The sequence below is a fragment of the Streptomyces sp. NPDC056948 genome (assembly GCF_042674225.1).
GTDB lineage: Bacteria > Actinomycetota > Actinomycetes > Streptomycetales > Streptomycetaceae > Streptomyces > Streptomyces purpurascens.
Window position 1 is genome coordinate 1 of the sequence record NZ_JBHUQX010000106.1, and the last position, 23,473, is coordinate 23,473.

Consider the following 23,473-nt stretch of genomic DNA (forward strand, 5'->3'; position numbering starts at 1 on the left):
CGCCGAGGAAGCGGTCCAGGACGCCTTCACCACGGCCGTGCGGCGCTGGCCGGAGACCGGCGTCCCGCCCAGCCCGGCCGGGTGGATCGTCACCACGGCCCGGAACCGGGCCATCGACCGGCTGCGCCGCGAGTCGTCCAGACAGGCCCGGCACGCCGAGGCCGCCCTGCTGCACGCCTCCGCCGCACCGCCCGAGGAGGGCCCCGTGCGCGACGACCGGCTCCGCCTGATCTTCACCTGCTGCCACCCCGCGCTCTCCCTCCAGGCCCGGGTCGCCCTGACCCTGCGCCTGCTCGGCGGGCTCACCACCGCGCAGATCGCCCGCGCTTTCCTGGTGCCCGAACCGACGATGGCCCAGCGACTCGTCCGCGCCAAGGCGAAGATCCGCGATGCCGGGATCCCGTACCGGGTGCCCCGCGACGCCGACCTGCCCGACCGGCTCGGCGGGGTCCTGGCCGTCGTCTACCTGATCTTCAACCAGGGGTACGAGGGCTCGCCCGACCTGTGCGCCGAAGCCGTACGGCTCGGCCGTCTCCTGGCCGGACTCATGCCGGACGAGCCCGAGGCGACCGGCCTGCTCGCGCTGATGCTCCTGGTCGAGGCGCGCCGCGACGCCCGCGAGAACGACCGGGGCGAGCTGGTGCCGCTGCCCGAGCAGGACCGGGCCCGCTGGGACCGTGACCTGATCACCGAGGGACAGGAACTCGTCCGCCGCTGCCTGCGCCGCAACCGGCCCGGGCCCTACCAGCTCCAGGCCGCCATCCAGGCCGTGCACAGCGACGCGCCGACCGGTGACGCCACCGACTGGGCCCAGATCCGGCAGCTCTACGACCAGCTCATGACTCTCGCTCCGAGCCCGGTCGTTGCCCTGAACCGGGCCGTCGCCGTCGCCGAGACCGAGGGCCCCGGGCCTGCCCTCGACCTCGTGGACGCCCTCGCCCTCGACGGCTACCACGTCCTGCACGCCGTCCGCGCCGACCTGCTGCGCCGACTGGGCCGCGACACCGAGGCCGCAGCGGCGTACGAGGCGGCCATCGCGCTCGCGCGCAACCCGGCGGAACGCGCTTTCCTCGACGGCCGCAGGAAAGCGCTCACCCGGCGCTGACCGGACGACCCGGTCAGGGACGCGAGCCGCGCAGCTCCAGCTCCGTGAGCACGTCGAAGTCGAGACCGTCGGCACGGGCCAGGTAGATGCGCTGGCGCACATGACTGTCCCGCAGATGCAGCAGTCCGCGCGGGCCCTCGTACGACACCGCGCCCGCCGCCGCGCCGATCGCCGACACGTCCAGCGTCCCGGCTCTCCTCAGCAGCGCGGCCAGCAACAGCACGCCCTCGTAACAGGACTCGCCGAGGCTGCCGAGTGCGGGTGCCTCGACGCCGTAGCGGGCCGCGTACCGCCCGTGGAAGTCGAGAGTGTCCCGGTTGGCCAGCGAGGCGAAGAAGCCGGCCGTGCTGTAGAGGTCCTCGGTGGCCGCCGGGCCGCTCGCCATCAGCATGTTCTCGTCCATCAGCGTGCTCAGCCGCAGACAGCGCGCGTGCAGGCCGTGCGCCGCGAACGCCCGGTTGAAGCGCACCGCGTCGCTGCCGACGAGCAGCATCAGCACCCCGTCGGCGGCCGCGCGCTCGACGCGGCGCAGCACCGGCTCGAAGTCGTCGGTGCCGAGCGGGAGATAGGCCTCACCGGCGACACACCCGCCGGACGCGCGGGCGTACGCCCTTGCCGCCCGTGCCGTACGCCGCGGCCATACATAGTCGTTCCCGACGACGAACCACCGCCGCACCCCGCGTTCGAGCGTCAGCAGGTCCATCGCGGGCCGCAGTTGGTCCCGCGGGGTCTCGCTCGTCAGGAAGACGCCGGCGGTGTCCTCCCCGCCCTCGTACAGGGCCGTGTACACGTACGGGACGCGGTGCGCGATCCTCGGCGCCAGCGCCTGACGCACCGAGGAGATGTGCCAGCCGGTGACGCCCTGCACGGCGCCCAGGTCCACCAACGCCTCGACCTGGCGGGCGACCTCGTGCGGCGGGCCCGAGCCGTCGACCGGCACCAGCCGCAGCTCCCTGCCGAGCACACCGCCGTCCCGGTTGACCTCCTCGGCGGCCAGCCGCGCGCACAGCTCGCACGTCGGCCCGAAGATCCCGGCCGGCCCCTGCAGGGGAAACACGAGAGCCACGCCGAGCACGGAGTCGTCGGCCGTGAACCACTCGGGCGCGGGGCGGTCGTGCCGGAACATGGCGTCATGATCCCGGCTCCACCATGCGAACTCCAGTGCGTCTCTTACCATGGACGCACCTCTGAACTAGGAGCGGCATGCCCACCCCATCCCCGCGTCGGCCCGACGATCTGGTGCAGCTGCTGACGCGGGCCGAGCGGCTCGCGGCGCGGCGGTTGCAGGGCGTTCTGGAGGAGGAGGGCTGCTCGCTCGAAACGTGGCGGGTGCTGGCCCTGCTGTCCGACGGCGAGGGGCACCACATGACGGCGATCGCGGAGGCCGCCTTCCTGCCGCCTCCGACGCTGACCAAGCTGGTCGACCAGCTCGTCGACCGGAACCTGGTGCACCGCCGGGTCGACCCGTTCGACCGCCGCCGCATCCTCGCCCACCTCACCCCGCGCGGCCGGGAGTACTGGCAGCGCGTCGAGAGAGCGGTCCGCGCCGGCCGGCCCACGCTGGGCGACGGCGACGACGAACTGCTGCGGTCCCTGCTGCACCGACTCGCGGCGACGCTGGCGGAGTCGGCCCACGTGTGAGCCCCGACCGTCCCGAACGCGGATGACTGGTCTACACCCTTGACTGGTACAGACCAACGCGGTTGAGTGTGCCTCCACAACCCCCCACCACGGCCGCCCCCACGCCGTGACCGGCCCGTCCGGCGCGTGCGCCAAGGCTCTGCTTCGCCCTGCCTTGCCCGGGTGCGGCCGTGCTCCGCAAAGGAGTTGATCCCGTGTCGAGACGCCGCCTGTCCGCCGTCCTGGTCACCCTCGCCCTCGCGGGCACCGCGCCGGTGCTGCTCCCCGCCTCGAACGCCTCCGCCGCCGCGTGCTCCAGCTACCCGAACTGGGTGGCGGGCAAGTCGTACGCGGCCGGCGACATCGTCCGCTACACCGACGGCAAGGCGTACATCGCCGAGCACGCCAACCCGGGCTACGACCCGGTCATCAGCACCTGGTACTGGGAGCCGTACGCCTGCGACAGCGGGCCGGGCACGCCCAACGCGCGCTTCGTCGTCACCGAGGCGCAGTTCAACCAGATGTTCCCGAACCGGAATTCCTTCTACACGTACAGCGGGCTCACCGCGGCCCTGAGTGCCTACCCCGGCTTCGCCAACACCGGCAGCGACACGGTGAAGAAGCAGGAGGCCGCCGCCTTCCTCGCCAACGTCAGCCACGAGACCGGCGGCCTGGTGCACGTGGTCGAGCAGAACACCGCCAACTACCCGCACTACTGCGACTGGAGCCGGCCCTACGGCTGTCCGGCCGGACAGGCCGCCTACTACGGCCGCGGCCCGATCCAGTTGAGCTGGAACTTCAACTACAAGGCCGCGGGCGACGCGCTCGGCATCGACCTGCTGAACAACCCCTGGCTGGTGCAGAACGACTCGGCCGTCGCCTGGAAGACGGCCCTGTGGTACTGGAACACCCAGACCGGCCCAGGCACCATGACCCCGCACAACGCCATGGTGAACGGCGCCGGCTTCGGCCAGACCATCCGCAGCATCAACGGCTCCCTGGAGTGCGACGGCAAGAACCCGGCGCAGGTGCAGAGCCGTGTCAACAACTACCAGCGGTTCACGCAGATCCTCGGGACGTCACCCGGCGGCAACCTGTACTGCTGACGCCGGACCCCAGGGCGTGGTGTCATGCAGGATGTCATGCACCTGATCAGTTTCGATCGGTCCTGATCAGTCCGACGAAGGGCATCCCTCATGCGTCTGCGCACCCCCCACGCCCTGCTCGCCACGACCGCCGCGCTGGCCGCCGCGGTCGTGGCCGCGCCGCCCGCCGCTGCCGCCGCAGTTCCGGCCCCGGGCACGTACTACGTCCAGAGCGCCACCACCGGGCTCAACGCGGCCGACAGCGGCGGAGCGGTCGAGCAGCACAGACCCCGCGGCAACGAGGACCGCCAGCAGTGGCGGCTGAAGCCGAACGGGTCGACCCACCTTCTGGAGAACAGCGACACACCGGGCAACTGCCTCGGCCGCAACGGCGACCAGGCCGCGACCGTCGCCTGTACGAGCGCCGACGCCGCCTGGGAGATCGCCCCGGCCGGCACCGACCGCTACACGCTCAAGGCCCCGGGCACCGCACGCCACCTCACGGTGGCACCCAAGCCGTCCGGCGCCACCTACCCCGCCCGGCTCGCCGTCGGCGGGGCGGGCGACCTCGCGGCGTGGTACCTCACCCCCGTCGACCCTGCCACCGGCCCCATGCCGCCGCAGGATCAACGCACCCTGGACCAGGTCACGTTCCTCACCTCGCACAACGCGTACGCCAACGGCGTCGACGGCGGCTTCGCCCCGCCCTTCGTCAATCTCGTGCCCAACCAGACCCGCGGAATCGAGCGGCAACTCACCGACGGTGTCCGCGGGTTCATGATGGACATCCACCAGACCCCGGACGGTGCGATCCTCTGCCACAACAGCTGCACCCTCGTCAGCAGGCCGGTCGCCCTGTGGGTCGACCTCCAGCGCATGGTGGACTTCCTCAAGGCCCACCCCGACCAGTTCGTCACCGTCTTTCTGGAGGATTACGTCGACCCGGGCGTCCTGCGCGCCGAACTCGCCCGGGTCAACGGCCTGTCGGACGTGCTGTACCGGCCCGACAGCACCGGCGTACGGCAGAACGGCTGGCCGACGATGGCGGACCTGGCCGCCGCCGGCGACCGGCTGCTGATCTTCACCGACCACAGCCGCTCCGCCGACCAGGCGGCGGGCCTGACCCGGGACAGCTTCGGCGTCATGTACCAGCGCGAATGGACCGTCGAGAACTACTGGTCCATGGGCTCGGGCATCGGCTCCTCCGACTGGTCCTGCTACAGCCGCTGGTACGACGCCGGCACGAACATCCCGCTGACCCGCATCGAACCCGGCTTCCGCCCGCTGTTCGTCATGAACCACTTCCGCGACGTCGGGCTCACCGCCACGGCCACGACGGACAACACCAAACTCGCCGACCGGGCCCGGCGGTTCTGCCAGCCGGCCGCCCGCAAGAAGCCCAACTTCCTCGCCGTGGACCACTACGACCGGGGCAACCCCGCCTCCGCCGTCGCCACGCTCAACTCGTACACCTATCCGTAAAGCGGCTCCACCGGCCCCCGCGGTGTGTGTGAGACTCCGCCGATGAGCTCACAGACGATCACCGCGGAGGCCGCGGGCACCTGGAAACTCGGCGACCTGCCCGTCCACCGCCTCGGCTACGGCGCGATGCGGCTGACGGGCAGCGCCGCCTTCCATCACGGCACACCGAGCGACCGCGACCGGTCGATCGCCGTCCTGCGCAAGGCGATCGACCTCGGTGTGAACCACATCGACACGGCCGCCTTCTACTTCTCGTCGCTGCGCTCGGCGAACGAGCTCATCAACACCGCGCTGGGGCCCTACCCCGACGACCTGGTCATCGTCACCAAGGTGGGCCCGCACCGGACCTACGACGGGGAGTGGGGCACCTCGGCCCGCCCCGAGGACCTGCGCGGCCACGTCGAGGAGAATCTGCGCCAGCTCGGCCGCGACCACCTGGACGTCGTCAACCTGCGCCGGATGCCTAAGTACGACTCCATCGCCGAGCACTTCGGGGTCCTCGCGCAGCTCCGGGACGCGGGCCTGATCCGGCACCTGGGAGTCTCCAACATCGAGCCCCGCCACCTCGCCGAGGCACAGGCCATCGCGCCCGTGGTCTGTGTGCAGAACCGGTACGCCCTCGACCGTCCCGACCCCGCGGCCGACGAACTGCTGCGGATCTGCGGCGAACAGGGCATCGCCTTCGTGCCGTTCTACGCCGTCGCAGGCGAGAGCGGGGAGCACGGTGCCACCATCGCCCACGACGAGGAGGTGCGAGCCGTGGCCCGGGCCCATGGTGCGAGCCCCGCGCAGATCCGCCTCGCCTGGACGCTGCACCAGGGCCCGCACGTCCTCGCCATCCCCGGCACCGGCAACCCCGACCACCTCGCGGAGAACGTGGCGGCGGGCGCGATCCGTCTCACCGCCGAGGAACTGGACCGGCTGGGCGCACCGCGGCAGAGGGCCGGGGCTACCGGTTAGACCGCCCAGACCCCGTCCCGCATGAGATGCCTGCGGGCCAACTCGTGCTCCTCGCACCACGCCTGCACCGCACGCGGCCGCACCCGGAAGAACGCGTACGACGCGTGGTCCTCGCGCGGATCCCAGCCGGTCTTCGCACGGAAGGCCTCGGCCGCGACGGACGGCACCTCGACGGACGTGAAGGTCTCCACGTCGCCGTCGACGAGCACGACGTCCCGGGTGTCCCCGAAGGCCAGCCGGGCCCCCCGGCCGTCCCGCAGATTGCGGCCGGTGGGGTTGGTCAGCCGGGTGCACAGCCACACGGCCTCGTCATGCCACACGAACCACAGCGGAACCAGACACGGCACCCCTTCGGCGTCGGCCGTGGCGACCCAGATGTCGATCTCCCGCTCCAGACGGACCAGCAGGTCCGCCTTGCGCTGCGCGGGGGTGCGAGGTGGCTCGGTGATCTTCATGGACGGGACGCTAGCGGTCGGGCAAGGGGTCCCGCCTCGGGCTACGGTCGTAGGCCAAGGCCTAGGTCCCAGGGGTGTCGAGGTACTGCGCCAGCCCTTCGCCCAGTGACCAGTCGGCCGACTCGTTCTCGGTCAGGACCACGAACACGTTCCGCGGCTCGGTGCCCGCGTACGCCTGGGCGAGCTCGGCGATTCTCCGGTACAGCGCCTGTTTCCGCTCGGGCGTACGACCGGAGCGGAGTGTGATCGCGACGTAGACGATGTCCTCGTCGCGGTGCACGCCGAGGTAGTCGTCGTACCGCAGCGTGCCGCTCGTGCCGTCGTGGTCCCTCAGGATCTGGAACCGGTCGTCGGGCGGAATGCCGATCGTCTCCCTCAGGGCGTCGTGGACGGCACGGCCGATCGCGGCGAGGCGCTCCGGGCCGGCGCGGAGCGTGTCGATGCGGACCAAGGGCATGGGGCCTCCGGTGGTGGCGTGGATCGCTAGTGTACATACTAGTAGTTACAGATGGTCTCGAGGTAGTTGGCGTCCCGTGCGTTTTACGTATAACCTCTCCCGTCAACCGCACGCTCCGAGAGGTCCCGATGAGACGTATCGCCCTGGTCACCCTCGTCGTCGACGACTACGACGAGGCGATCCGCTTCTACACCGAGGCCCTCGGATTCCGGCTCGCCGAGGACGCGCCCCGGCCCGACGGATCCCGCTGGGTCGTCGTCGAACCCGGTGTCCCGGGAGCCGGCAGTGGTCTGCTGCTCGCCCGCGCCAAGGGGGAGGCCCAGGCCGCCCGGGTCGGGAACCAGGCCGGAGGGCGGGTCGGGTTCTTCCTGCACACCGACGACTTCGCCCGCGACCACGCCCGGATGGCCGCCGCGGGCGTCACCTTCCTGGAGGAGCCGCGGCACGAGCCGTACGGCATCGTCGCCGTCTTCCAGGACCTGTACGGCAACCGCTGGGACCTGCTCCAGCCCACCGGCTGATCCTCCTCCCTCCGATTCGAACCGCCTGCTCAAGGAAAGACCCGCCATGACTGCTACGCGCGTAGATGCTGAAGTGATCCGCCGCCTTCCCAAGGCCGTGCTGCACGACCACCTCGACGGCGGCCTGCGCCCCGCCACCGTCGTGGAGCTCGCGGACGCGGTCGGCCACACCCTGCCCACCACCGACCCCGACGAGCTGGCCGCCTGGTACTACGAGGCCGCCAACTCCGGCGACCTGGTGCGCTACATCGCCACCTTCGAGCACACGCTCGCCGTCATGCAGACCCGCGAGGGCCTGCTGCGCACCGCCGAGGAGTACGTCCTCGACCTCGCCGCCGACGGCGTCGTCTACGGCGAGGTGCGCTACGCCCCCGAGCTGATGCTGAACGGCGGGCTGACCCTGCCCGAGGTCGTGGAGACGGTCCAGGAGGGCCTCGCGGCGGGCATGGCGAAGGCGGCTGCCGCGGGTACGCCGGTGCGGGTGGGCACCCTGCTGTGCGGGATGCGGATGTTCGACCGGGTGCGCGAGGCCGCCGACCTGGCCGTGGCGTTCCGGGACGCCGGGGTCGTCGGCTTCGACATCGCCGGTGCCGAGGACGGATTCCCGCCCGCCGAACACCTCGCGGCCTTCGAGCACCTGCGCCGCGAGAACGTGCCGTTCACCATCCACGCCGGTGAGGCGCACGGCCTGCCCAGCATTCACCAGGCCCTCCAGGTGTGCGGCGCCCAGCGCATCGGGCACGGCGTGCGCATCACCGACGACATCCCCGACCTCGCGGCGGGCAAGCTCGGACGTCTCGCCGGCTGGGTGCGCGACCGGCGCATCGCCCTGGAGATGTGCCCGACCTCCAACCTCCAGACCGGCGCCGCGACCTCCATCGCCGAGCACCCGATCACCGCGCTGAAGGACCTCGGCTTCCGCGTCACCCTCAACACCGACAACCGGCTGGTGTCGGGCACGACGATGACCCGCGAGATGTCCCTGCTGGCCGAGCAGGCGGGCTGGGGCGTCGAGGACCTGCGCACGGTCACGGTGAACGCCCTGAAGAGCGCGTTCCTCCCCTTCGACGAGCGGAACGCGCTCATCCGGGACGTCGTACTGCCCGGCTACGAAGCCGAGCTCTGAAGGAGTCCCCGCAGGTAGGCGGCCTGTCCGATGTGCTGGAGATCGTCGGACAGGACGCTGACCAGCCGGACCCCCAGGGTGACCGGCGGGTCCCAGCGCTCGTCGACGACGCGCTCCAGGTCCTTGGCGGCCAGGCCGCGCAGGGCGTGCAGGCTCTGGTCGTGCACGGCGTCGTAGTAGCCGGTCAGCATCTCGCCCGAGTCGACCCGGACCTTGGCGACCTTGGCGGGGCTGTGGCCGTAGCCCGTGTCGTGGCGGGGCAGGCCCAGCCCGAAGCGCTTCTCCCAGTCCTGGGAGAGCCACACCTGCTCGAGGCCGAAGGCGTCGGCGATGTGGTCGTCCTGGACCCGGGTGAGGTGCCAGACGAGCCAGGCGACGGAGTTGGTGTCGGGCGCGGGCCTGGCGGCGAGGTCATCGGGGCCGAGGCCCTCGACGGCGGCGTGGACTTCTTCCCTGATGCGGCTGTGAGCCTCGATGAGGACGTCCTTTGCATGCATACGTCCACCATCGCCCATCGCGTCACCTCACGCGTCGGGGACCCAGCTCCCGTGGAAACCCAGGGGCACCCGCCCCGGCAGATGGATCCGGGCGACCGGTTCTCCGGTGAAGTCCTGGGCCGAGAGGATCACCAGGTCCGACGCACCGCGGTCGGGGTCGTGCACGTACGCGATCGCGTAGCCGTCGTCCTCGGCCGCGCCCGGGTCGGCCGGGTCGCACGGTACGAACACGGCCTCGCTCGCCGCCGAGCCCCGCGGCAGCCGGTGCGCCTGCGCCGTGCCGCGCAGCAGATCGTGCTTGAACAGGGCGTTGCCGAAGGCCCGGTCGGGCGGATTGCCGTCGGCCGTCAGGTACGCCAGTGTCATCTCCGCGGAGGCCGCGGTGTAGCCGTAGCGGTGCCGGCGGGACACCAGCGCCTCGTTCACGCGCGGGAACTCCTGCGGACGGTCGTCGAGCGTCTTTGTGCGCACCCGGCCACGGCGCAGGTCGATCGTCCAGCGGTCGAGCCGGGCGGTCCCCGCTCCGTACGGCCCGCCCGACCCGCGGCCGGCCACGAAGAACGGCGCGTCGAAGTTCGTCATGTCGACGACGATGTCCGGGCCCTCCTCATAGGCGTTGAGGGTGTGCGAGTAGTACACCCGGTCCACCTCGAACCACCGCACCGCACCCCCTGCTCGCGGCAGGACGCCGACCCGCGCCGGGTGTTTCCCGTTCCAGACGTACGGCACGATGTCGCCGCGCTCGGCGCCCGCCGGGTCGAATGTGACCGGCATGTCGAGGATGACCACGTGGTTCTCGGTGAGCGCGAAGTCGTGGATCATCGGCGCGTCCGCCACCGGGATCCTCGTGGTGCGCGAGACCCGGCCCGTCGGATCCACGACCAGGTGGCGCACATGGTCCCAGGTCGGGTAGTAGGCGATCGCGTGCAGCTCACCGGCGTGCACATCGAGCTTGGTGTGCGCCGTCAACGGCCCCTTCAGGGTGCCCCGGAAGTCGTACGTGCCGACGGTGTTGAGCTCGTCGTCGAGTTCGTACGGCAGCGGTCCGCTCTCCTGGAGCGCGAGGATCCGTCCCCGGTAGGGGATCACATGGGTGTTGCAGGGGAAGTCGTCCGGCGGCACGGGCCCCGGATAGGGCTCGCCGAGCTTCTTCGCCACCTGGGACGAGCGCACCCAGCGGTTGCGGTACCACTCGGCGCGGCCGTCGCGCAGCCGGACGCCGTGCACCATGCCGTCGCCGAGCATCCAGTGGTGGGCGCGCGGGTCCTCCAGGCCCAGGACGTTGGGGCCGTTGCGCAGGTAGCGCCCGCTCAGCTCGCGCGGGATGCGGCCGGTGACCGGCAGGTCGAAGGCCGTCAGCTCCTCGGTGACGGGCTTGAACGCGCCCTCCAGAAAGGGGAAGTGGTGCTTCGTGGGGCCGGACGCCGCAGCGGCGGGCCGCGCTCCCGCCCCCGTGCCGACAAGCCCGCCGGCCGCCGTGATCGCGGCCGCGCCGCGCAGCACGTTCCGTCGCGTGTGGTTCGTCATTTCCCGTACTCCTGACCGCAGTTGTCGTGGGCTGCGGTCACGAGTCTGCGGGGTGAGACGGCCCGGGTCAGGAGGGGCAGACACCCTCCTGGGGTGTTGCCGGCCCCCCTGTTTCGAGCAGGGCCATCAGCGCCCGCGCGGCCGGGCTGGTCGCCTGCGCGGGCGGCAGCAGAGCGACGGTCTCGTACGGAGTCCCGCCGGTGCCCTCCACGGGCAGGGCGGTCAGCGACGCGCGCTTGTGCCGGAAGTGCCGGGGCACGACGGCGATGCCCAGGCCCTCGTCCACCAGGTCGAGGAGGCTGTGCACGTCGTTCACCTCCAGGGCGACGGTCCGCCGCACACCAGCCGCCGCGAAGGCGGCGTCCGTGGTGCGGCGTGGCCCCCAGTCCGGGTGGAAGTCGACGAACACCTCGCCCCCCAGATCCGCCGGCGTGACGGACCCACCGGCGGCGGCGAGCCGGTGGCTGGGATGGCACAGGACCGTCATCGGTTCACTGGTCAGCGGCACGGACCTCAGCTGGTCGGTGTCCTCCTGGGTCCGCACCACGAAGGCAAGATCGAGTCGCCCGGCCGCGACCTCCTCCGCCAGGGCCCCCGAGCCCGCCTGCCGCAGGCAGATCTCGACATCCGGGTGCCGCCTGCGGAACGTGGCCAGCAGCCCCGCCACATTCACGCCCGCGATGCACTGCTCGCTGCCGAGCGCGAGCATGCCGCGCAGCACGCCCTGCACCGCCGCCACCGCCTCGTGGGCCGTCCGGACCTGCGCCAGGATCCGCTCCGCCTCACCGAGCAGCGCCCGCCCGGCAGGGGTCAGCGTCACCCGGCGGGTCGTGCGCACGAACAGCGGCGTCTGCAACTCCCGCTCCAGTGCGCGGATGGATGCCGACAGGCCCGACTGGGATACCAGGAGGCGTTCCGCCGCCCGGGTGAAGTGCTGGTCCTCGGCGACCGCGACGAAGTGCTGCAAGTGGCGCAGTTCCATGACTGAGAAGCGTAACCGCTGAATTCCATCGGATTCTTCTGTTGGACGCATGGGCGCAGGTCACGCCAGAGTGGACACCGGTTTCATCCCGACCGTGCCAACCCCTCTGGAGTCGCGTTGTACACCGCACACCCCGACCGCTACGCGGACATGCCCTACCGGCGCACCGGACGCAGCGGCCTGAAGCTCCCCGCGCTCTCGCTCGGCCTGTGGCACAACTTCGGCCCGGACCGGCCCGTCGAGACCCAGCGCGCCATCCTGCGCCGCGCCTTCGACCTCGGCGTCACTCACTTCGACCTCGCCAACAACTACGGCCCGCCGCCCGGCGCCGCCGAGTCCGCGCTGGGCGAGTTCCTGAAGTCGGACTTCGCGGCGTACCGCGACGAGCTGGTCATCTCCACCAAGGCCGGCTACCTGATGTGGCCCGGCCCCTACGGCGAGTGGGGCTCGCGCAAGTACGTGCTGTCCTCGCTGGACCAGAGCCTGAAGCGGATGGGCCTGGACTACGTCGACATCTTCTACTCGCACCGCCCCGACCCGGACACTCCGCTGGAGGAGACGATGGGCGCCCTGCACTCGGCGGTGCAGCAGGGCAAGGCACTGTACGTCGGCGTCTCCAATTACTCCGCCGAGCAGACCCGCGAGGCCGCCCGGATCCTGGGCGAGCTGGGCACCCCGCTCCTCATCCATCAGCCGCGCTACTCGATGCTGGACCGCCGCCCCGAGGACGGGGGTGTGCTGGACGCCCTCGACGAGCTCCAGGTCGGCTCCATCGTCTTCTCCCCGCTGGAGCAGGGCCTGCTCTCCGGCCGCTACCTCGACGGCATCCCGGAGGGCTCCCGGGCCGCGAGCGACAGCCCGTTCCTGAACTCCGACGCGCTCACCGAGGACCTGGTGGGACGGCTGCGCGACCTGAACGACATCGCCAAGTCGCGCGGCCAGACCCTGGCCCAGCTGGCGCTGGCCTGGGTGCTGCGCGGCGGCCGGGTCACCTCCGCGCTGGTCGGCGCGAGCAGCGCGCAGCAGATCGAGGACAGCGTCGGTGCCATCCGCAACCTGGACTTCGACGCGGACGAGCTGGCCCGGATCGACGCGATCGTCAAGCAGTAGCGGACTCCTCGGCCGGGGGTGGGTGGCCGCCCCCGGTCGAGCCGTCTAGGAGCTGATCCGCTCCTCCAGGCGCACGGTCACCGTGTCGCCCTCCTCCTTGCCGATGACCTTGCGGATGCCGGCCTTCACGGGCAGCTTGTGCGTGCCGTCGCCCAGCGCCATGAACGAGCTGCGGAACGGGTGCCCGTCGATCGTCCCGCGGACCTTGACCAGGCCGCGGGTGCCGAAGAACTCGACGGACCGGGGCCAGACCAGATAGGTCCAGCCGCCCTCGGCGGGGCTTCTGCGCAGGACCGCGGTGAACTCCGCGTCCAGATCTGCTGTCGTGGCCATGGCGTCCTCCGGTGCTCGGCGGCCTCTCACACATCAGACCGCCGGACACCGGAAAACTCATCGCGGGTCTCACGCCCCGGCGGGCACCCGGTCCAGAAAGCCGAGCACGGCCCTGATCCGGCCCTGCTCGTCCAGCGTGATCACATCCGACCCGGCGACGGGCGCCGAGCCGTCGGTCTCGCTCACCAGCTCCCACGAGAAGCGCGCGGTGTCGTGGTGCCCGTCGACGGAGCCGGCGAGCCGGAACATCAGCCCCGGGAACTGCTCGCGGACCGCCGCGATCAACCCGGCGATCTGCTCGTGGCCCCGGACGTCGGCGAGCGGGTCGGTGTAGCGGCCGTCCTCGGTCCAGGCGGCGGAGACCGCTTTCTCCCGCGCCGACGGGTTCTCGGCGTTCCAGGCCTCGAAGTAGCGGGCGACGGCGTCCTCGTATCGGTGGGCGGGTGCGGACATGGGCGATCAGCCTCCAGAAAAGGTCGTGCCTGCTGGTCAGGGCCCGGATCACCGCTCGCGGCGAACCCGGCACGCACCACCCTGCCCGCGCCCGGCGGAAGCGTCGATTACCTCCGGAGTCATGCGCCCTGGGGCACCCTGCCGGGTTTCGGCCAACTCGGGGTGTGAATATGCCAGGAGAGTGGCCAAAAAGTCGTGGTGACAGTGTTTCAGCAGTGAACATACTGACCTGCGAGAGCGTTTTCACATCGAGCGACGGCGCCCTCACGCACAGCACGCGAGCCGCGGAAGGCTGATCCGGCAGGCGGGCAGGGCAACGGGGGAGGTCACGTGCACGACGAGTTCCTGTGTCACGTCACTGCGTACGGGGTCTGCGACGGCCGCCGCATCGGAGTGCCCCTGGGGACCTACCGGGCGCCCACCCTCGCCCTCGCCCTGTGGTGGCTGCGCGACCGCGCCTCCTGGATCGCCCAGCGCCTCGACCCCCAGCCCGAGACCGAGCACTTACCGCCGGGCGCGCTCGTGCCGGTCGCCGACACCGTGCCCGACGTGCCCACACAACTGCGCGCATGGTGTGCCGACCCCGGTCACCAGGAGCGGGTCGCCGAGGAGTTGGCGGCCGGACGGCTGGTGCGCATCGCCACCAGCGACGACACCACCGAATACGAACTGCTCGCCGAGTCCGTGGACGCCCTCCGGATGCAGCGGACGGCCCCCGGCCTGGGAATCCCCGTGGCCTGACCCGCTCGCAGAGGCACACACCAGGCAAATCGGTAGAATCTTGGTCATGGCGCAGTCGTCGGTAGCACCAGAACTCGTCCTGGAGACCGAGACGGGCTCCACCGTGATGATTCCGGGTCACGACTATCACGTCGGACGCGACCCGTTGAGCGACATCGTCATCGACGACGACCGGGTCTCCTGGCACCACGCCGTGCTGCGGCCCACCGACGGTCACTGGACCATCGAGGACGAGAACAGCACCAACGGCACCTACGCCGAGGGCCGCCGTATCCACGAGCGGGACGTCGGCCCCGGCACCGTCATCCGCTTCGGCAACCCGGCCGACGGACCGCGCGTGGCCCTGCAGGGCCGCCCCGAACCGGCCCCGGAACGCCCCTCCGCCGTCTCCATGCCCGCGGCGACCGGCACCTACCGGCAGCCCACCACCGTACGGCCGCTGCCCGCCCGCACCATCCGCATCGGCCGCGCCACCGACAGCGACCTGGTCGTCGACGACCTGGTGGTCTCCCGCCGGCACGCCGAACTGCGTGCCCTGCCCGACGGCACGTACGAGATCACCGACGTGGGCAGCCACAACGGCACGTACCTCAACGGCACCCTCGTCTCCAGCGCCCCCGTCCGCCAGGGTGACATCGTCGGCATCGGCCACTCGGACTTCTGCCTCGTCGGCGACGAACTCCAGGAGTACGTCGACACCGGCGAGATCTCCCTCGACGTACAGGACCTCGCGGTCACCGTCGACCGCGGCCGCAAGACGCTGCTCGACCATGTGTCGTTCCCGGTGGGGGAGAAGTGCCTGCTCGCCGTCGTCGGCCCGAGCGGCGCCGGAAAGTCCACGCTCCTCAACGCCCTCACCGGCCAGCGGCCCGCCGACAACGGCACCGTCCTCTACGACGGCCGTGACCTCTACCGCGACTACGCCGAGCTGCGCCAGCGCATCGGCCTCGTCCCGCAGGACGACATCCTGCACGCCCAGCTGACCGTCCGCAAAGCCCTCTCCTACGCCGCCGAGCTGCGCTTCCCGCAGGACACGGCCAAGGCCGAACGGCGCGCCCGGGTCGACGAGGTGATCCGCGAACTGGGCCTGGAACAGCGCGTCGACCAGCCCGTGCACAGCCTGTCGGGCGGCCAGCGCAAGCGCGTCAGCGTGGCCCTGGAACTGCTGACCAAGCCGTCGCTGCTGTTCCTCGACGAGCCGACCTCCGGCCTCGACCCCGGCATGGACCGCTCGGTGATGCACATGCTGCGCGGCCTCGCCGACGACGGCCGGACCGTCATCGTCGTCACCCACAGCGTGCTCAGCCTCGACGTGTGTGACCGGCTCCTCGTGCTCGCGCCCGGCGGGAAGATCGCCTACTACGGGCCCCCCGAGGACGCCCTGGCCTACTTCGGCTTCGAGCAGTGGCCCGAGGCCTTCGAGGCCTTCGAGCGGGACAAGGACCGGGACTGGTCGGGGGACTACCGAGAGTCGCCGTTCCGGGACCGCTATGTCGCCGACGCCACCGCCCAGCCCCGGCAGCCCCGGTCCGGACCGGTCGTCATCACCGCGCCGCCCCGGCCGCGCAGCCGGGCCGCCCAGCTCGGCACGCTGGTGCGCCGGTACGCCTCCGCGCTGAGCGCCGACCGCACGTTCCTGATCATCATGATCGCCCTTCCGTTCGTGATGGGCGTGATGGCGCGGGCGCTGTCGGGCGGCAAGCTGACCTTCGACACGGCGATGAACACGCTGCTCATCCTGTGCGTCGGCGCGGTGCTCACCGGCGCGGCCAACGCCGTGCGCGAACTCGTCAAGGAACGCGTGATCTACCAGCGGGAACGCACGGTGGGCCTGTCCAGATCGGCTTACCTGATGTCGAAGGTCGTCGTCCTCGGCGTCATCACCGTGCTCCAGGCGGTGGTGCTGACCCTGGTCGCCCTGCTCGGCGTGGACCTCGGCGCGCCCGGTGACGAAGGCGTGCTGATGCCGCCCCTGGTGGAAATCGCGGTCGCCGTCGCCCTGTTGGCGTTCACGGCCATGATGCTCGGGCTGCTCATCTCGGCGCTGGTGCGCAAGGAAGAGGTGACGATGCCGCTGCTCGTGCTCGTCGCCATCATCCAGGTCGTCTTCTGCGGTGCCCTGCTGAAGCTGGACGGCGTGCCCGGGCTCGAGCAGCTCGGCTGGCTGGTGCCCGCGCGCTGGGCGCTGGCCGCGATGGCCGGCACCGTCGGGCTGGCCAGGATCGTCCCCGACGAGCTGACCAAGGATCCGCTCTTCGAGCACTCGGCGGGCATGTGGCTGCTCGACATCGGGATGCTGGTCGTGCTGTCGGCGCTCTTCGGCTTCCTCGTGTCCCGGCTGCTGCGCCGGCACGAACCGGCCGTGATGCGGAAGTAGGGAGCCCCTATGACGACTCCCGGTTTCCGGCCCACGCACGTCGTCCCGCAGCACGGGATGCCCGCCTGGGAGGCCCCCGACCCGGCCCGGCCCACCGTGGACCTCGACCCCCTGCTGCCGGTGCAGCTCGTCGAGCAGCAGGGCGACTGGGGGCATGTGCTGTGCTTCAACGGCTGGTCGGCCTGGGTCGACGGCCGCCGGCTGGTCGCCGTACCGCAGGATCCGCCCGCCGCGGACGGGCCGCTCACCCGGACCGCCGATCCGCGTCCGCTGCTGACCCGCGCGCAGGAGGCCCTGGCGCGCTACCGGTCCGCGGTCGAGGACCTCGCGGGCGGCCTCGACCGGGAGTCCTTCCACTCCCGCACCCACGGGCTGCGGATCGGCGTCGTCGTCGACGGCGAGTCGGTGTGGCTCTACGACGCCGCGCACGGGCACTGGGTGTACGCGGACGGCACCCGGTCGACCACGTACGCGACGGACGAGACACCGAGTTCCCAGCCGGAGTCCCGACCGTCCGAAACCCCGGCGCCGGCGCCCACCCCCACGCGGGTGGTGCCCCCGGAGGCGGTCGAGGAGCCGCCTCGCGCTGAGGAGGCCGCGCATCCGGCCGGGGCGCCGTCCACGCCGGACCTTCCGCCGGAGCCGACGCGGGTGGTGTCATCTGAGGTTGCCGAGTCGGCGAGTGCTGTGTCGCCTGAGGCGCCGGAGCCGACGCGGGTCGTGGCTCCCGAGGCTCCCGAGCCGACGCGGGTTGTGGCTCCCGACGTTCCCGAGCCCACTCGCCTCGTGTCCCCCGAGGAGGCCGAGGGAGCCGGGGGAGCCGAGAAGGCTGCCCGTCCCGCCCAGGCCCCGCCCACGCGGGTCGTGTCTCCGGAAGAGGCGGAAGAAGAGGCCGAGGAGCCGGAGAACCCAGCCGAGGCGCCGCCCACGCGCATCGTGGGGTCCGAGCCCACCCGGGTCGTGTCGCCCGAGGGTGACGCCCGTTGACCCGCGAGACGAGCCTGTTCTCCGGGCGGCCCTCCGAGCTGCTCGGGCAGCAGATCGCCGGGTACCGGATCGAGAAGGAGATCGGACGCGGCGGCATGGCCGTCGTGTACCGGGCCCGAGACCTGCGTCTGGAACGCACCGTCGCCCTGAAGCTGCTCGCCCCGGAACTCGCCCGCAACGACACCTTCCGGCGCCGCTTCACCCACGAGTCCCGGGCCGCCGCCGCGATCGACCACCCGCACATCGTGCCGGTCTTCGAGGCCGGTGAGACGGACGGCGTGCTGTACATCGCCATGCGGTACGTCGTCGGCAGCGACCTGCGTCATCTCCTCGACCGGGAGGGCCCGCTGTCGCCCGCCACCACGCTGCGTGTCGCCGCCCAGGTCGCCTCCGCGCTCGACGCGGCCCACGACCACGGCCTGGTGCACCGGGACGTGAAGCCCGGCAACATCCTGGTGGCCCGCGGCACCGACAGCGACCACCCCGAGCACGCCTACCTCACCGATTTCGGCCTGACGAAGAAGTCGCTGTCACTGACCGGCTTCACCACGGTCGGCCAGTTCGTCGGCACGCTCGACTACGTCGCCCCCGAGCAGATCTCGGGCCGCCCGGTCGACGCCCGCTGTGACGTGTACGGCTTCGCCTGTGTCGTCTACGAGATCCTCGCCGGCCATCCGCCCTTCCGCCGGGACGACGACATGGCCCTGCTGTGGGCCCACCAGTACGACGAAGCGCCGCCGCTGACCGAGGCCCGGCCCGACCTCGCCCCGCAGGTCGACCCCGTCCTCGCCAAGGCCCTCGCCAAGAGCCCCGACGACCGGTACCCGTCCTGCCTCGCCTTCGTGGCCGCCCTGCGTGCCGCGACGACCGGTGGCGGGCCCGCCACCGGCCACACCCCCACCCGGACGGGCCGAGTGCCGGGGGAGGAGCGTCCGAAGCCGCCGCCGCGCTGGGCCGAACCGGTCTTCGTCCAGCGGACGTAGCGCCCCGGCGTCAGCTCTCGCTGCCGGAGCGGACCTCGCCCCGGCGCCGTACGTGCCGTGCCAGCAGCGCCCCGGCGAACCCGGTCACCAGACCCCAGGGGACGGCCAGGCCGACGGCACCCCACAGTTGGGGTCTGAGGAACAGTTCGCCCCCGAGGCTCCCGCCCAGGTCGCCGATGCCGAGCACGGACAGGCCGTAGTGCGCGGAGATGCGTCCGACGAGGCAGATCATGAACACCGTGAGCATGAGGGCGACCGCCATGTGCACGGCGTGCTGCCAGGCCCGGATTCGGGCCGGTGACCGGGCCGCCATCACGAACGCGGCGGCCAGCAGCAGCACGACGTCGACGACGAGCAGCCACCACACCCGGCCGTCGTGCTCGGAGAGCGTCCGCAGGTTCAGCTCCGAGATGTCCGGAGTGCGCAGCACCTCGTCGAGCACCTGCGGCATGGGCAGCCCGAACGGCCCCTCCACGCGGCCCGTCCAGGTCGCGCCGAGGCCGACCGTCAGCGCCAGCCACACCAGGTTGGGCATGCCGAGCAGAATCACGGCGAACGTCTCCGCCGCGTGGCCCCGCGTCGCCGCGACGACCAGCGCGATGACCACGCCGATGACGACGTACGCGAGCAGCAGCGCGACCATCGCGTACGCGGCAGGCCGCACCGACGCCTGGAAGCGCAGCAGCCCGGCCGGCAACGGGGCGCCGCGCGACACCAGCAGGGCCAGCACCAGCACACCGGCCAGCCAGACGAGGCCGACGAACACGGACAGCGGAACGTCGGTGGTGAAGCCGATTTTCGGCGAGGCGCCGAACAGGTCGCCGAGTTCCCCCAGCTGCTCGTCGCCGAGGGAGATGTCGAACGTGTGGCGGGCGGCGAGCGTCTGGCCGATCAGCGCGAGCAGCCACAGGGCCGCGATCCTGGCGGCCCAGCCGGCCAGCTCCGCGGCGCCTGCGACCGCGCGATGACGCAGCGGCCGCAGGAAGCCCCAGGCGATCACCAGCGCCCCGGTGAGCGTGACGGACAGCGGGATCACGGTCAGTCCCGCCTGTGTGTCGGCGAAGTCGCCGGCGCTTCCGGAGAGCTTCACCGTGCCCCCGAAGGCGGTGACCACGGTCGCCATGACGACCGGGGCGAACGCGCCGTCCGGAAGGCCGGTGGCCCCGGCGGCCCACAGGCCGAGCGTGGCCACCAGGATCATGGCGAGCAGCCCGCCGAGCACCGTGACGAGGGCGTGCACCCAGCCGTGGCGGGCGACAGCCCGCGCCCCGGAGGTACGTGCCTGGCCGGAGGAGGTGCGCGAACTCACGCTGCCACGCTAAGCAGCCCCCGCGCCGGGCGCCCGTCGGGAGGTCCGTCCGCGTCGGCTTGCGGGCCGGACGGGACCGGGGCACACAATGAACTCGTAGTGGAAGAAGCGGTATATACCAGGACTGATCGCCTCGGGTGTGCGAAGGCCGCACAGAACCCACGTGGGAAGAAGAGCTCGTGAGCGTCGAACCGCCGTCGTCCGGTCGCCCCACAGGACCTCCCTCGGGCCCGCTGTCGGGGCCCTCCCAGCCGCCCTCGGGGGGCGGCGGCCCGCCCCCCGAACCACCGAGCGGGGGTGGTGAGCCGCCGGAGCCCCGCCGCCCGTGGTGGGGCTCCGTACCCCGGGTCGCGCTGATCGCCGGCGCGGTCGTGGCCGCCGTGGTGCTGGCCGTGGTGTTCACCCGCCCCGACGGCGGCACCGGCGCGTCCGACGGAGGCACCAGCACCTCCGACGGCGAAGCCTTGCTGCAGCCCGCGGCCGACACCGGCCCGGACCCGTTCACCGACTCGACGGCCAAGGAGAGTTCCGGCCCGTCGGTCAAGCCGCCGTCCGACGGATCGGCGTCGCAGAACGCCGTCCGGGCCGTACGGGGCGGGGCGCCCGGCCTGTACGGCGGCACCCGCAACGTCGCGAGCTGCGACGTGGAGAAGCAGATCAAGTACCTCAAGGGGGCTCCGGACAAGCAGCGCGCGTTCGCCTCGGTCCAGCGCATCGACCCGTCCGAGGTCCCCGCCTATCTGCGCTCGCTCACCCCCGTGCAGCTTCGTATGGACACCTGGGTCACCAACCACGGCTACAAGAACGGCCGCGCCACCCAGTACCAGGCCGTCCTCCAGGCCGGCACGGCCGTGCTCGTCGACGACCGCGGCGTGCCCCGGGTGCGCTGCGCGTGCGGCAACCCGCTGACCCCGCCGGTCCCCCAGCAGCGGAAGACGACCGGGGACAAGTGGGCGGGGTACAAGGCGTCGGACGTCGTCGAGGTCAGGCCTGCTCAGGAGCCGATCGACGTCTTCGTCATGTGCGAGCCCGACGGCGAGTGGTTCAAGCGCGACAGGGGCGACACGGGCGAGAACGACCGCAAGACCGCTCCGCCGAGCAAGCCCACCCCGTCGGCGACCGTCACCACGCCGACCGGCTCACCCACGTCGCAGCCGACCACGAGCGAACCGACGCCCACGGAGACGTCTTCGGAACCGTCGACGGGCGACTCGCCGCCGGCGGACGACTCGCCGCCCCCGCCCGGGAACGACACAGGCGGAGACACCGGGGGTGACACGCCGGACCAGGCCCCGGCTTCCTGAGTCACCCGGCGCGGACCACCAGGGCGTAGTCCCCGAGCCCGAGCAGCCGATCGGCCGGCACCTCGCCCTGGGCGGTGACGACCGCCTCGATGCGGCCGGTGTCCGGTTCGAACGCGACGTCCTGGACCGTGCCGAGCCAGTCGCCCGTCTCGGTGAGGATCCTCAGGCCCGGCAGCTCGTGGTGCGGCGGCACCTCGGCCGGGGCGGCGGCGGAGCGGACCAGCACGGCGTCCGGGCCGAGGGCGTGCAGGGCACCCCAGGCCAGCACGCTCTCCTTGCGGGAGTGCCGGACCCGCACCCGGACATGCGTGACGACACCGGCCGCCGCGTCGACCGTCAGCGACCTCACGACGCCGAGTTCGTCCGCCTCGGTCAGGGTCAGCACCGGAAGGCCCCGCGCCTGCGAGAACAGCATCATGACGGCGTCCCCTCGTGCCCCTCTTGGAAGGCGCCCACCCGGGCGACGAAGGCCGGCAGGTCGTCGGCGACGTAGCGGGTGGCGTCCGCCGGGATGACCAGAGCGCGGCCGGAGACCGCGAGCGTCTCGCCGCGCGGCACGTACACCCGGTGCCGGCGCCGCCGGGAGCCCCGCACCAGCGCCTTGGCCGCGGCGATCCGGAATCCCACGACCCGGCAGCTGGTACCGCCCTCGACGACCACGTCGAGCACCGTACCGACCTCGGCGCCCTCGTCGGTCAGCACCTTGGCGTGCAGGACCCGGCCCTGCTGGGCCTCACGGCGTGCCACCACGACGGGCGTGTCCGCCAGGGCACCGGCGTCGACGATCATGACCGCGTGCGGGCCCAGCGCGTGCACCGCCGGCCAGGGCAGGCTCTGCTTCAGCGGACCCGACAGCAGACCCCGGCCGCTGAGCGTGAACCCGGTGATACGCCCGGCCGCGGCGTCGAAGACGGTGTCCTTGATCTGTGCGACGGCGTCGCCGCCCAGGGTGACCACCGGCAGGGTCGTCAGGCTCCGTGCCGCCATCAACTGGTTCATCGGACACCCTTCCCGCCGGGCCGGCGCCGGACCGCGATGACCGTCCCCGACCGCCGGCCTGCCTGCACGGCGAGCGTCATCACGGCGACACCGGCGAGCGCCGCGACCACCACGACCAGCCATATCCACCAGGCCACCGCACACCTCCGGCGATCCGGCCCGGCCGCCTTCGGCCGGTCCTGATTCCCTCCGAGTGCCCCACGCGCGGGGGACAATGCCCAGGGCACGGGACGGGCGAAAACGTGTCAGGACTGCGAAGCCCGGCTCGGGGTACGAGCACTGGTGCAGAGCGTCCGGCCAGTCCGGCTTCTTCCCAGAAAGAAACGAATGATCGACCACGTGGACGGGGCAGTGATACCGACTGGTTTCGACGTGCCCGTGGAACCGCTGAGGCGGGCGGCACACTACTCAGGCGAGCAGGGATGTATCGCCGAGGCGCGGTCCTTCGCCGCGCTCTTCCTCGACCAGCTCAGGACCGAGTGGTGCGCGAGCATCGACGAGCGGGCCGGCGGCGCGGTGCAGCTCGTGGTCAGTGAGCTGGTCACCAACGCCGACCGGCACAGCAACGGGCCGTACATCCTGGAGCTCGTGGGCACGGACACCGCCGTGACCGTGTCGGTCTACGACAGCAGCTCCGCGCTGCCCCGCATCTTCCCGCGCAATCCGGAGCGCGTCGGCCGGCACGGCCTGGAGATCGTCCACGCGCTCGCGGAGCAGGTCAGCGTGGAGCGGGTGCCGGTGGGCAAGCGTGTGCGCGCCGTGCTGCCGCTCGCCGATGCCACCGGTGCCTGATCCGTCCGTATGAGGCGTCCCCCCGGGGGGGGGGTGCTCCCGCGCCGTGCGAGCCGACACGGTCGCGGGTGCCGTCCCCTCCCGCATGGGGGACAGCACCCGCTGGTCGCCGTTGCCCGGCCGGCCCGCCGTCTGCGTCAGGCGCAGCCGAGTTCGCCCAGCATGCCCTCGCGCAGCCGGGTGATGATCCGCTTGATCAGACGCGAGACGTGCATCTGCGAGCAGCCGAGCTCCTCGCCGATCTCCGCCTGGGTGGCCTCCTCCACGA

General features: G+C 71.9%; 27 protein-coding genes. 14 read left to right on the forward strand and 13 right to left on the reverse strand.

The annotated features are described in order from the left end of the window. Window positions 1-1,105, forward strand: a 1,105-nt coding sequence (locus ACFTZL_RS15990; RefSeq protein WP_382582198.1) for an RNA polymerase sigma factor, incomplete at its 5' end; no start/stop codon positions are given. Between the two features lie 13 nt (window positions 1,106-1,118). On the opposite strand, the gene ACFTZL_RS15995 is transcribed toward ACFTZL_RS15990, so the two are convergent. Further along, window positions 1,119-2,231, reverse strand: coding sequence for a substrate-binding domain-containing protein (locus tag ACFTZL_RS15995; protein WP_382582268.1), 1,113 nt, complete (start codon window positions 2,229-2,231; stop codon window positions 1,119-1,121). A 77-nt stretch (window positions 2,232-2,308) separates the two neighbouring features. Here ACFTZL_RS15995 and ACFTZL_RS16000 point away from each other — a divergent pair, with 77 nt between their 5' ends. The 4 genes from ACFTZL_RS16000 (at window position 2,309) to ACFTZL_RS16015 (ending at window position 6,252) form a co-directional block, all read left to right on the forward strand. After that, window positions 2,309-2,746 carry a MarR family winged helix-turn-helix transcriptional regulator gene (locus tag ACFTZL_RS16000; RefSeq protein WP_382582201.1) on the forward strand — a complete coding sequence of 146 codons (438 nt, stop codon included), beginning with the start codon at window positions 2,309-2,311 and terminating at the stop codon, window positions 2,744-2,746. Between the two features lie 194 nt (window positions 2,747-2,940). Then, complete coding sequence (locus ACFTZL_RS16005) at window positions 2,941-3,831, forward strand: glycoside hydrolase family 19 protein (RefSeq protein ID WP_382582204.1); 891 nt, start codon at window positions 2,941-2,943, stop codon at window positions 3,829-3,831. 96 nt (window positions 3,832-3,927) lie between these two features. After that, a complete protein-coding gene (locus ACFTZL_RS16010; protein WP_382582271.1) occupies window positions 3,928-5,292 on the forward strand; it encodes a phospholipase in 1,365 nt (454 codons plus the stop codon). 42 nt (window positions 5,293-5,334) lie between these two features. After that, window positions 5,335-6,252, forward strand: a complete 918-nt coding sequence (locus tag ACFTZL_RS16015; protein WP_382582207.1) for an oxidoreductase — start codon at window positions 5,335-5,337, stop codon at window positions 6,250-6,252. Here ACFTZL_RS16015 and ACFTZL_RS16020 read toward each other — a convergent pair. Both ACFTZL_RS16020 and ACFTZL_RS16025 read right to left on the reverse strand, forming a co-directional pair. Beyond that, on the reverse strand, window positions 6,249-6,707 hold the full coding sequence (locus ACFTZL_RS16020; protein ID WP_382582210.1) for a pyridoxamine 5'-phosphate oxidase family protein: 459 nt from the start codon (window positions 6,705-6,707) through the stop codon (window positions 6,249-6,251). The genes ACFTZL_RS16015 and ACFTZL_RS16020 overlap by 4 nt on opposite strands. Before the next feature lie 61 nt (window positions 6,708-6,768). Next, on the reverse strand, window positions 6,769-7,164 hold the full coding sequence (locus ACFTZL_RS16025; RefSeq protein ID WP_382582213.1) for a tautomerase family protein: 396 nt from the start codon (window positions 7,162-7,164) through the stop codon (window positions 6,769-6,771). A 128-nt stretch (window positions 7,165-7,292) separates the two neighbouring features. Here ACFTZL_RS16025 and ACFTZL_RS16030 point away from each other — a divergent pair, with 128 nt between their 5' ends. Both ACFTZL_RS16030 and ACFTZL_RS16035 read left to right on the forward strand, forming a co-directional pair. Beyond that, a complete protein-coding gene (locus tag ACFTZL_RS16030; protein WP_382582216.1) occupies window positions 7,293-7,685 on the forward strand; it encodes a VOC family protein in 393 nt (130 codons plus the stop codon). 46 nt (window positions 7,686-7,731) lie between these two features. Further along, window positions 7,732-8,811, forward strand: coding sequence for an adenosine deaminase (locus ACFTZL_RS16035; protein ID WP_382582219.1), 1,080 nt, complete (start codon window positions 7,732-7,734; stop codon window positions 8,809-8,811). Here ACFTZL_RS16035 and ACFTZL_RS16040 read toward each other — a convergent pair. The 3 genes from ACFTZL_RS16040 to ACFTZL_RS16050 form a co-directional block, all read right to left on the reverse strand. Then, the gene (locus ACFTZL_RS16040) at window positions 8,793-9,308 is read right to left on the reverse strand and encodes a DUF664 domain-containing protein (protein ID WP_382582222.1); all 516 of its coding nucleotides are present in this window, start codon (window positions 9,306-9,308) and stop codon (window positions 8,793-8,795) included. The two genes, ACFTZL_RS16035 and ACFTZL_RS16040, sit on opposite strands and share 19 nt — an antisense overlap. Before the next feature lie 27 nt (window positions 9,309-9,335). Further along, window positions 9,336-10,835, reverse strand: a complete 1,500-nt coding sequence (locus tag ACFTZL_RS16045; protein WP_382582225.1) for a carotenoid oxygenase family protein — start codon at window positions 10,833-10,835, stop codon at window positions 9,336-9,338. Between the two features lie 67 nt (window positions 10,836-10,902). Next, entirely contained in the window at window positions 10,903-11,817 is a 915-nt protein-coding gene (locus ACFTZL_RS16050; RefSeq protein WP_382582228.1) for a LysR family transcriptional regulator, read from the reverse strand. A 117-nt stretch (window positions 11,818-11,934) separates the two neighbouring features. On the opposite strand from ACFTZL_RS16050, the gene mgrA reads away from it, so the two are divergent. Next, window positions 11,935-12,927, forward strand: coding sequence for an L-glyceraldehyde 3-phosphate reductase (gene mgrA / locus ACFTZL_RS16055; RefSeq protein ID WP_382582231.1), 993 nt, complete (start codon window positions 11,935-11,937; stop codon window positions 12,925-12,927). A gap of 45 nt (window positions 12,928-12,972) precedes the next feature. Here the strand turns inward: mgrA and ACFTZL_RS16060 are convergent, their stop codons facing one another. Continuing rightward, window positions 12,973-13,260: a DUF1905 domain-containing protein gene (locus tag ACFTZL_RS16060; protein WP_382582234.1), complete on the reverse strand. Its 288-nt coding sequence runs from the start codon at window positions 13,258-13,260 to the stop codon at window positions 12,973-12,975. 69 nt (window positions 13,261-13,329) lie between these two features. Next, window positions 13,330-13,713 carry a nuclear transport factor 2 family protein gene (locus ACFTZL_RS16065; protein WP_382582237.1) on the reverse strand — a complete coding sequence of 128 codons (384 nt, stop codon included), beginning with the start codon at window positions 13,711-13,713 and terminating at the stop codon, window positions 13,330-13,332. A gap of 330 nt (window positions 13,714-14,043) precedes the next feature. Between ACFTZL_RS16065 and ACFTZL_RS16070 the strand changes: the two genes are divergently transcribed. From ACFTZL_RS16070 to ACFTZL_RS16085, 4 genes are read left to right on the forward strand one after another with little or no spacing between them, the layout of a single operon-like run. Then, window positions 14,044-14,454 (forward strand): hypothetical protein, encoded by a 411-nt coding sequence (locus ACFTZL_RS16070; protein ID WP_382582240.1) that lies wholly within the window; start codon window positions 14,044-14,046, stop codon window positions 14,452-14,454. Window positions 14,455-14,500: 46 nt separating this feature from the next. Continuing rightward, complete coding sequence (locus ACFTZL_RS16075) at window positions 14,501-16,831, forward strand: FHA domain-containing protein (protein WP_382582243.1); 2,331 nt, start codon at window positions 14,501-14,503, stop codon at window positions 16,829-16,831. A gap of 9 nt (window positions 16,832-16,840) precedes the next feature. Next, a complete protein-coding gene (locus tag ACFTZL_RS16080) occupies window positions 16,841-17,818 on the forward strand; it encodes a hypothetical protein (protein WP_382582246.1) in 978 nt (325 codons plus the stop codon). Beyond that, window positions 17,815-18,801, forward strand: a complete 987-nt coding sequence (locus ACFTZL_RS16085; RefSeq protein WP_382582249.1) for a serine/threonine-protein kinase — start codon at window positions 17,815-17,817, stop codon at window positions 18,799-18,801. The genes ACFTZL_RS16080 and ACFTZL_RS16085 overlap by 4 nt, the downstream gene beginning before the upstream one ends. Window positions 18,802-18,811: 10 nt before the next feature. Here the strand turns inward: ACFTZL_RS16085 and ACFTZL_RS16090 are convergent, their stop codons facing one another. Next, window positions 18,812-20,110 carry a streptophobe family protein gene (locus ACFTZL_RS16090; protein WP_382582252.1) on the reverse strand — a complete coding sequence of 433 codons (1,299 nt, stop codon included), beginning with the start codon at window positions 20,108-20,110 and terminating at the stop codon, window positions 18,812-18,814. A 179-nt stretch (window positions 20,111-20,289) separates the two neighbouring features. On the opposite strand from ACFTZL_RS16090, the gene ACFTZL_RS16095 reads away from it, so the two are divergent. Further along, window positions 20,290-21,414 (forward strand): DUF6777 domain-containing protein, encoded by a 1,125-nt coding sequence (locus ACFTZL_RS16095; protein ID WP_382582255.1) that lies wholly within the window; start codon window positions 20,290-20,292, stop codon window positions 21,412-21,414. Between the two features lies 1 nt (window position 21,415). Here the strand turns inward: ACFTZL_RS16095 and ACFTZL_RS16100 are convergent, their stop codons facing one another. The 3 genes from ACFTZL_RS16100 to ACFTZL_RS16110 are packed head-to-tail and all read right to left on the reverse strand — an operon-like array spanning window position 21,416 to window position 22,550. Next, entirely contained in the window at window positions 21,416-21,832 is a 417-nt protein-coding gene (locus ACFTZL_RS16100; protein WP_382582257.1) for a PRC-barrel domain-containing protein, read from the reverse strand. Further along, window positions 21,829-22,413 carry a PRC-barrel domain-containing protein gene (locus tag ACFTZL_RS16105; RefSeq protein WP_382582260.1) on the reverse strand — a complete coding sequence of 195 codons (585 nt, stop codon included), beginning with the start codon at window positions 22,411-22,413 and terminating at the stop codon, window positions 21,829-21,831. Before ACFTZL_RS16105 ends, ACFTZL_RS16100 begins: the two co-directional genes overlap by 4 nt. Further along, entirely contained in the window at window positions 22,410-22,550 is a 141-nt protein-coding gene (locus tag ACFTZL_RS16110) for a hypothetical protein (protein WP_382582262.1), read from the reverse strand. The genes ACFTZL_RS16105 and ACFTZL_RS16110 overlap by 4 nt, the downstream gene beginning before the upstream one ends. A gap of 190 nt (window positions 22,551-22,740) precedes the next feature. On the opposite strand from ACFTZL_RS16110, the gene ACFTZL_RS16115 reads away from it, so the two are divergent. After that, a complete protein-coding gene (locus ACFTZL_RS16115) occupies window positions 22,741-23,205 on the forward strand; it encodes an ATP-binding protein (RefSeq protein ID WP_382582265.1) in 465 nt (154 codons plus the stop codon). Window positions 23,206-23,342: 137 nt separating this feature from the next. On the opposite strand, the gene ACFTZL_RS16120 is transcribed toward ACFTZL_RS16115, so the two are convergent. Next, window positions 23,343-23,473: sigma factor-like helix-turn-helix DNA-binding protein (locus ACFTZL_RS16120; protein WP_382582273.1), on the reverse strand; the 131-nt coding region annotated here is incomplete at its 5' end.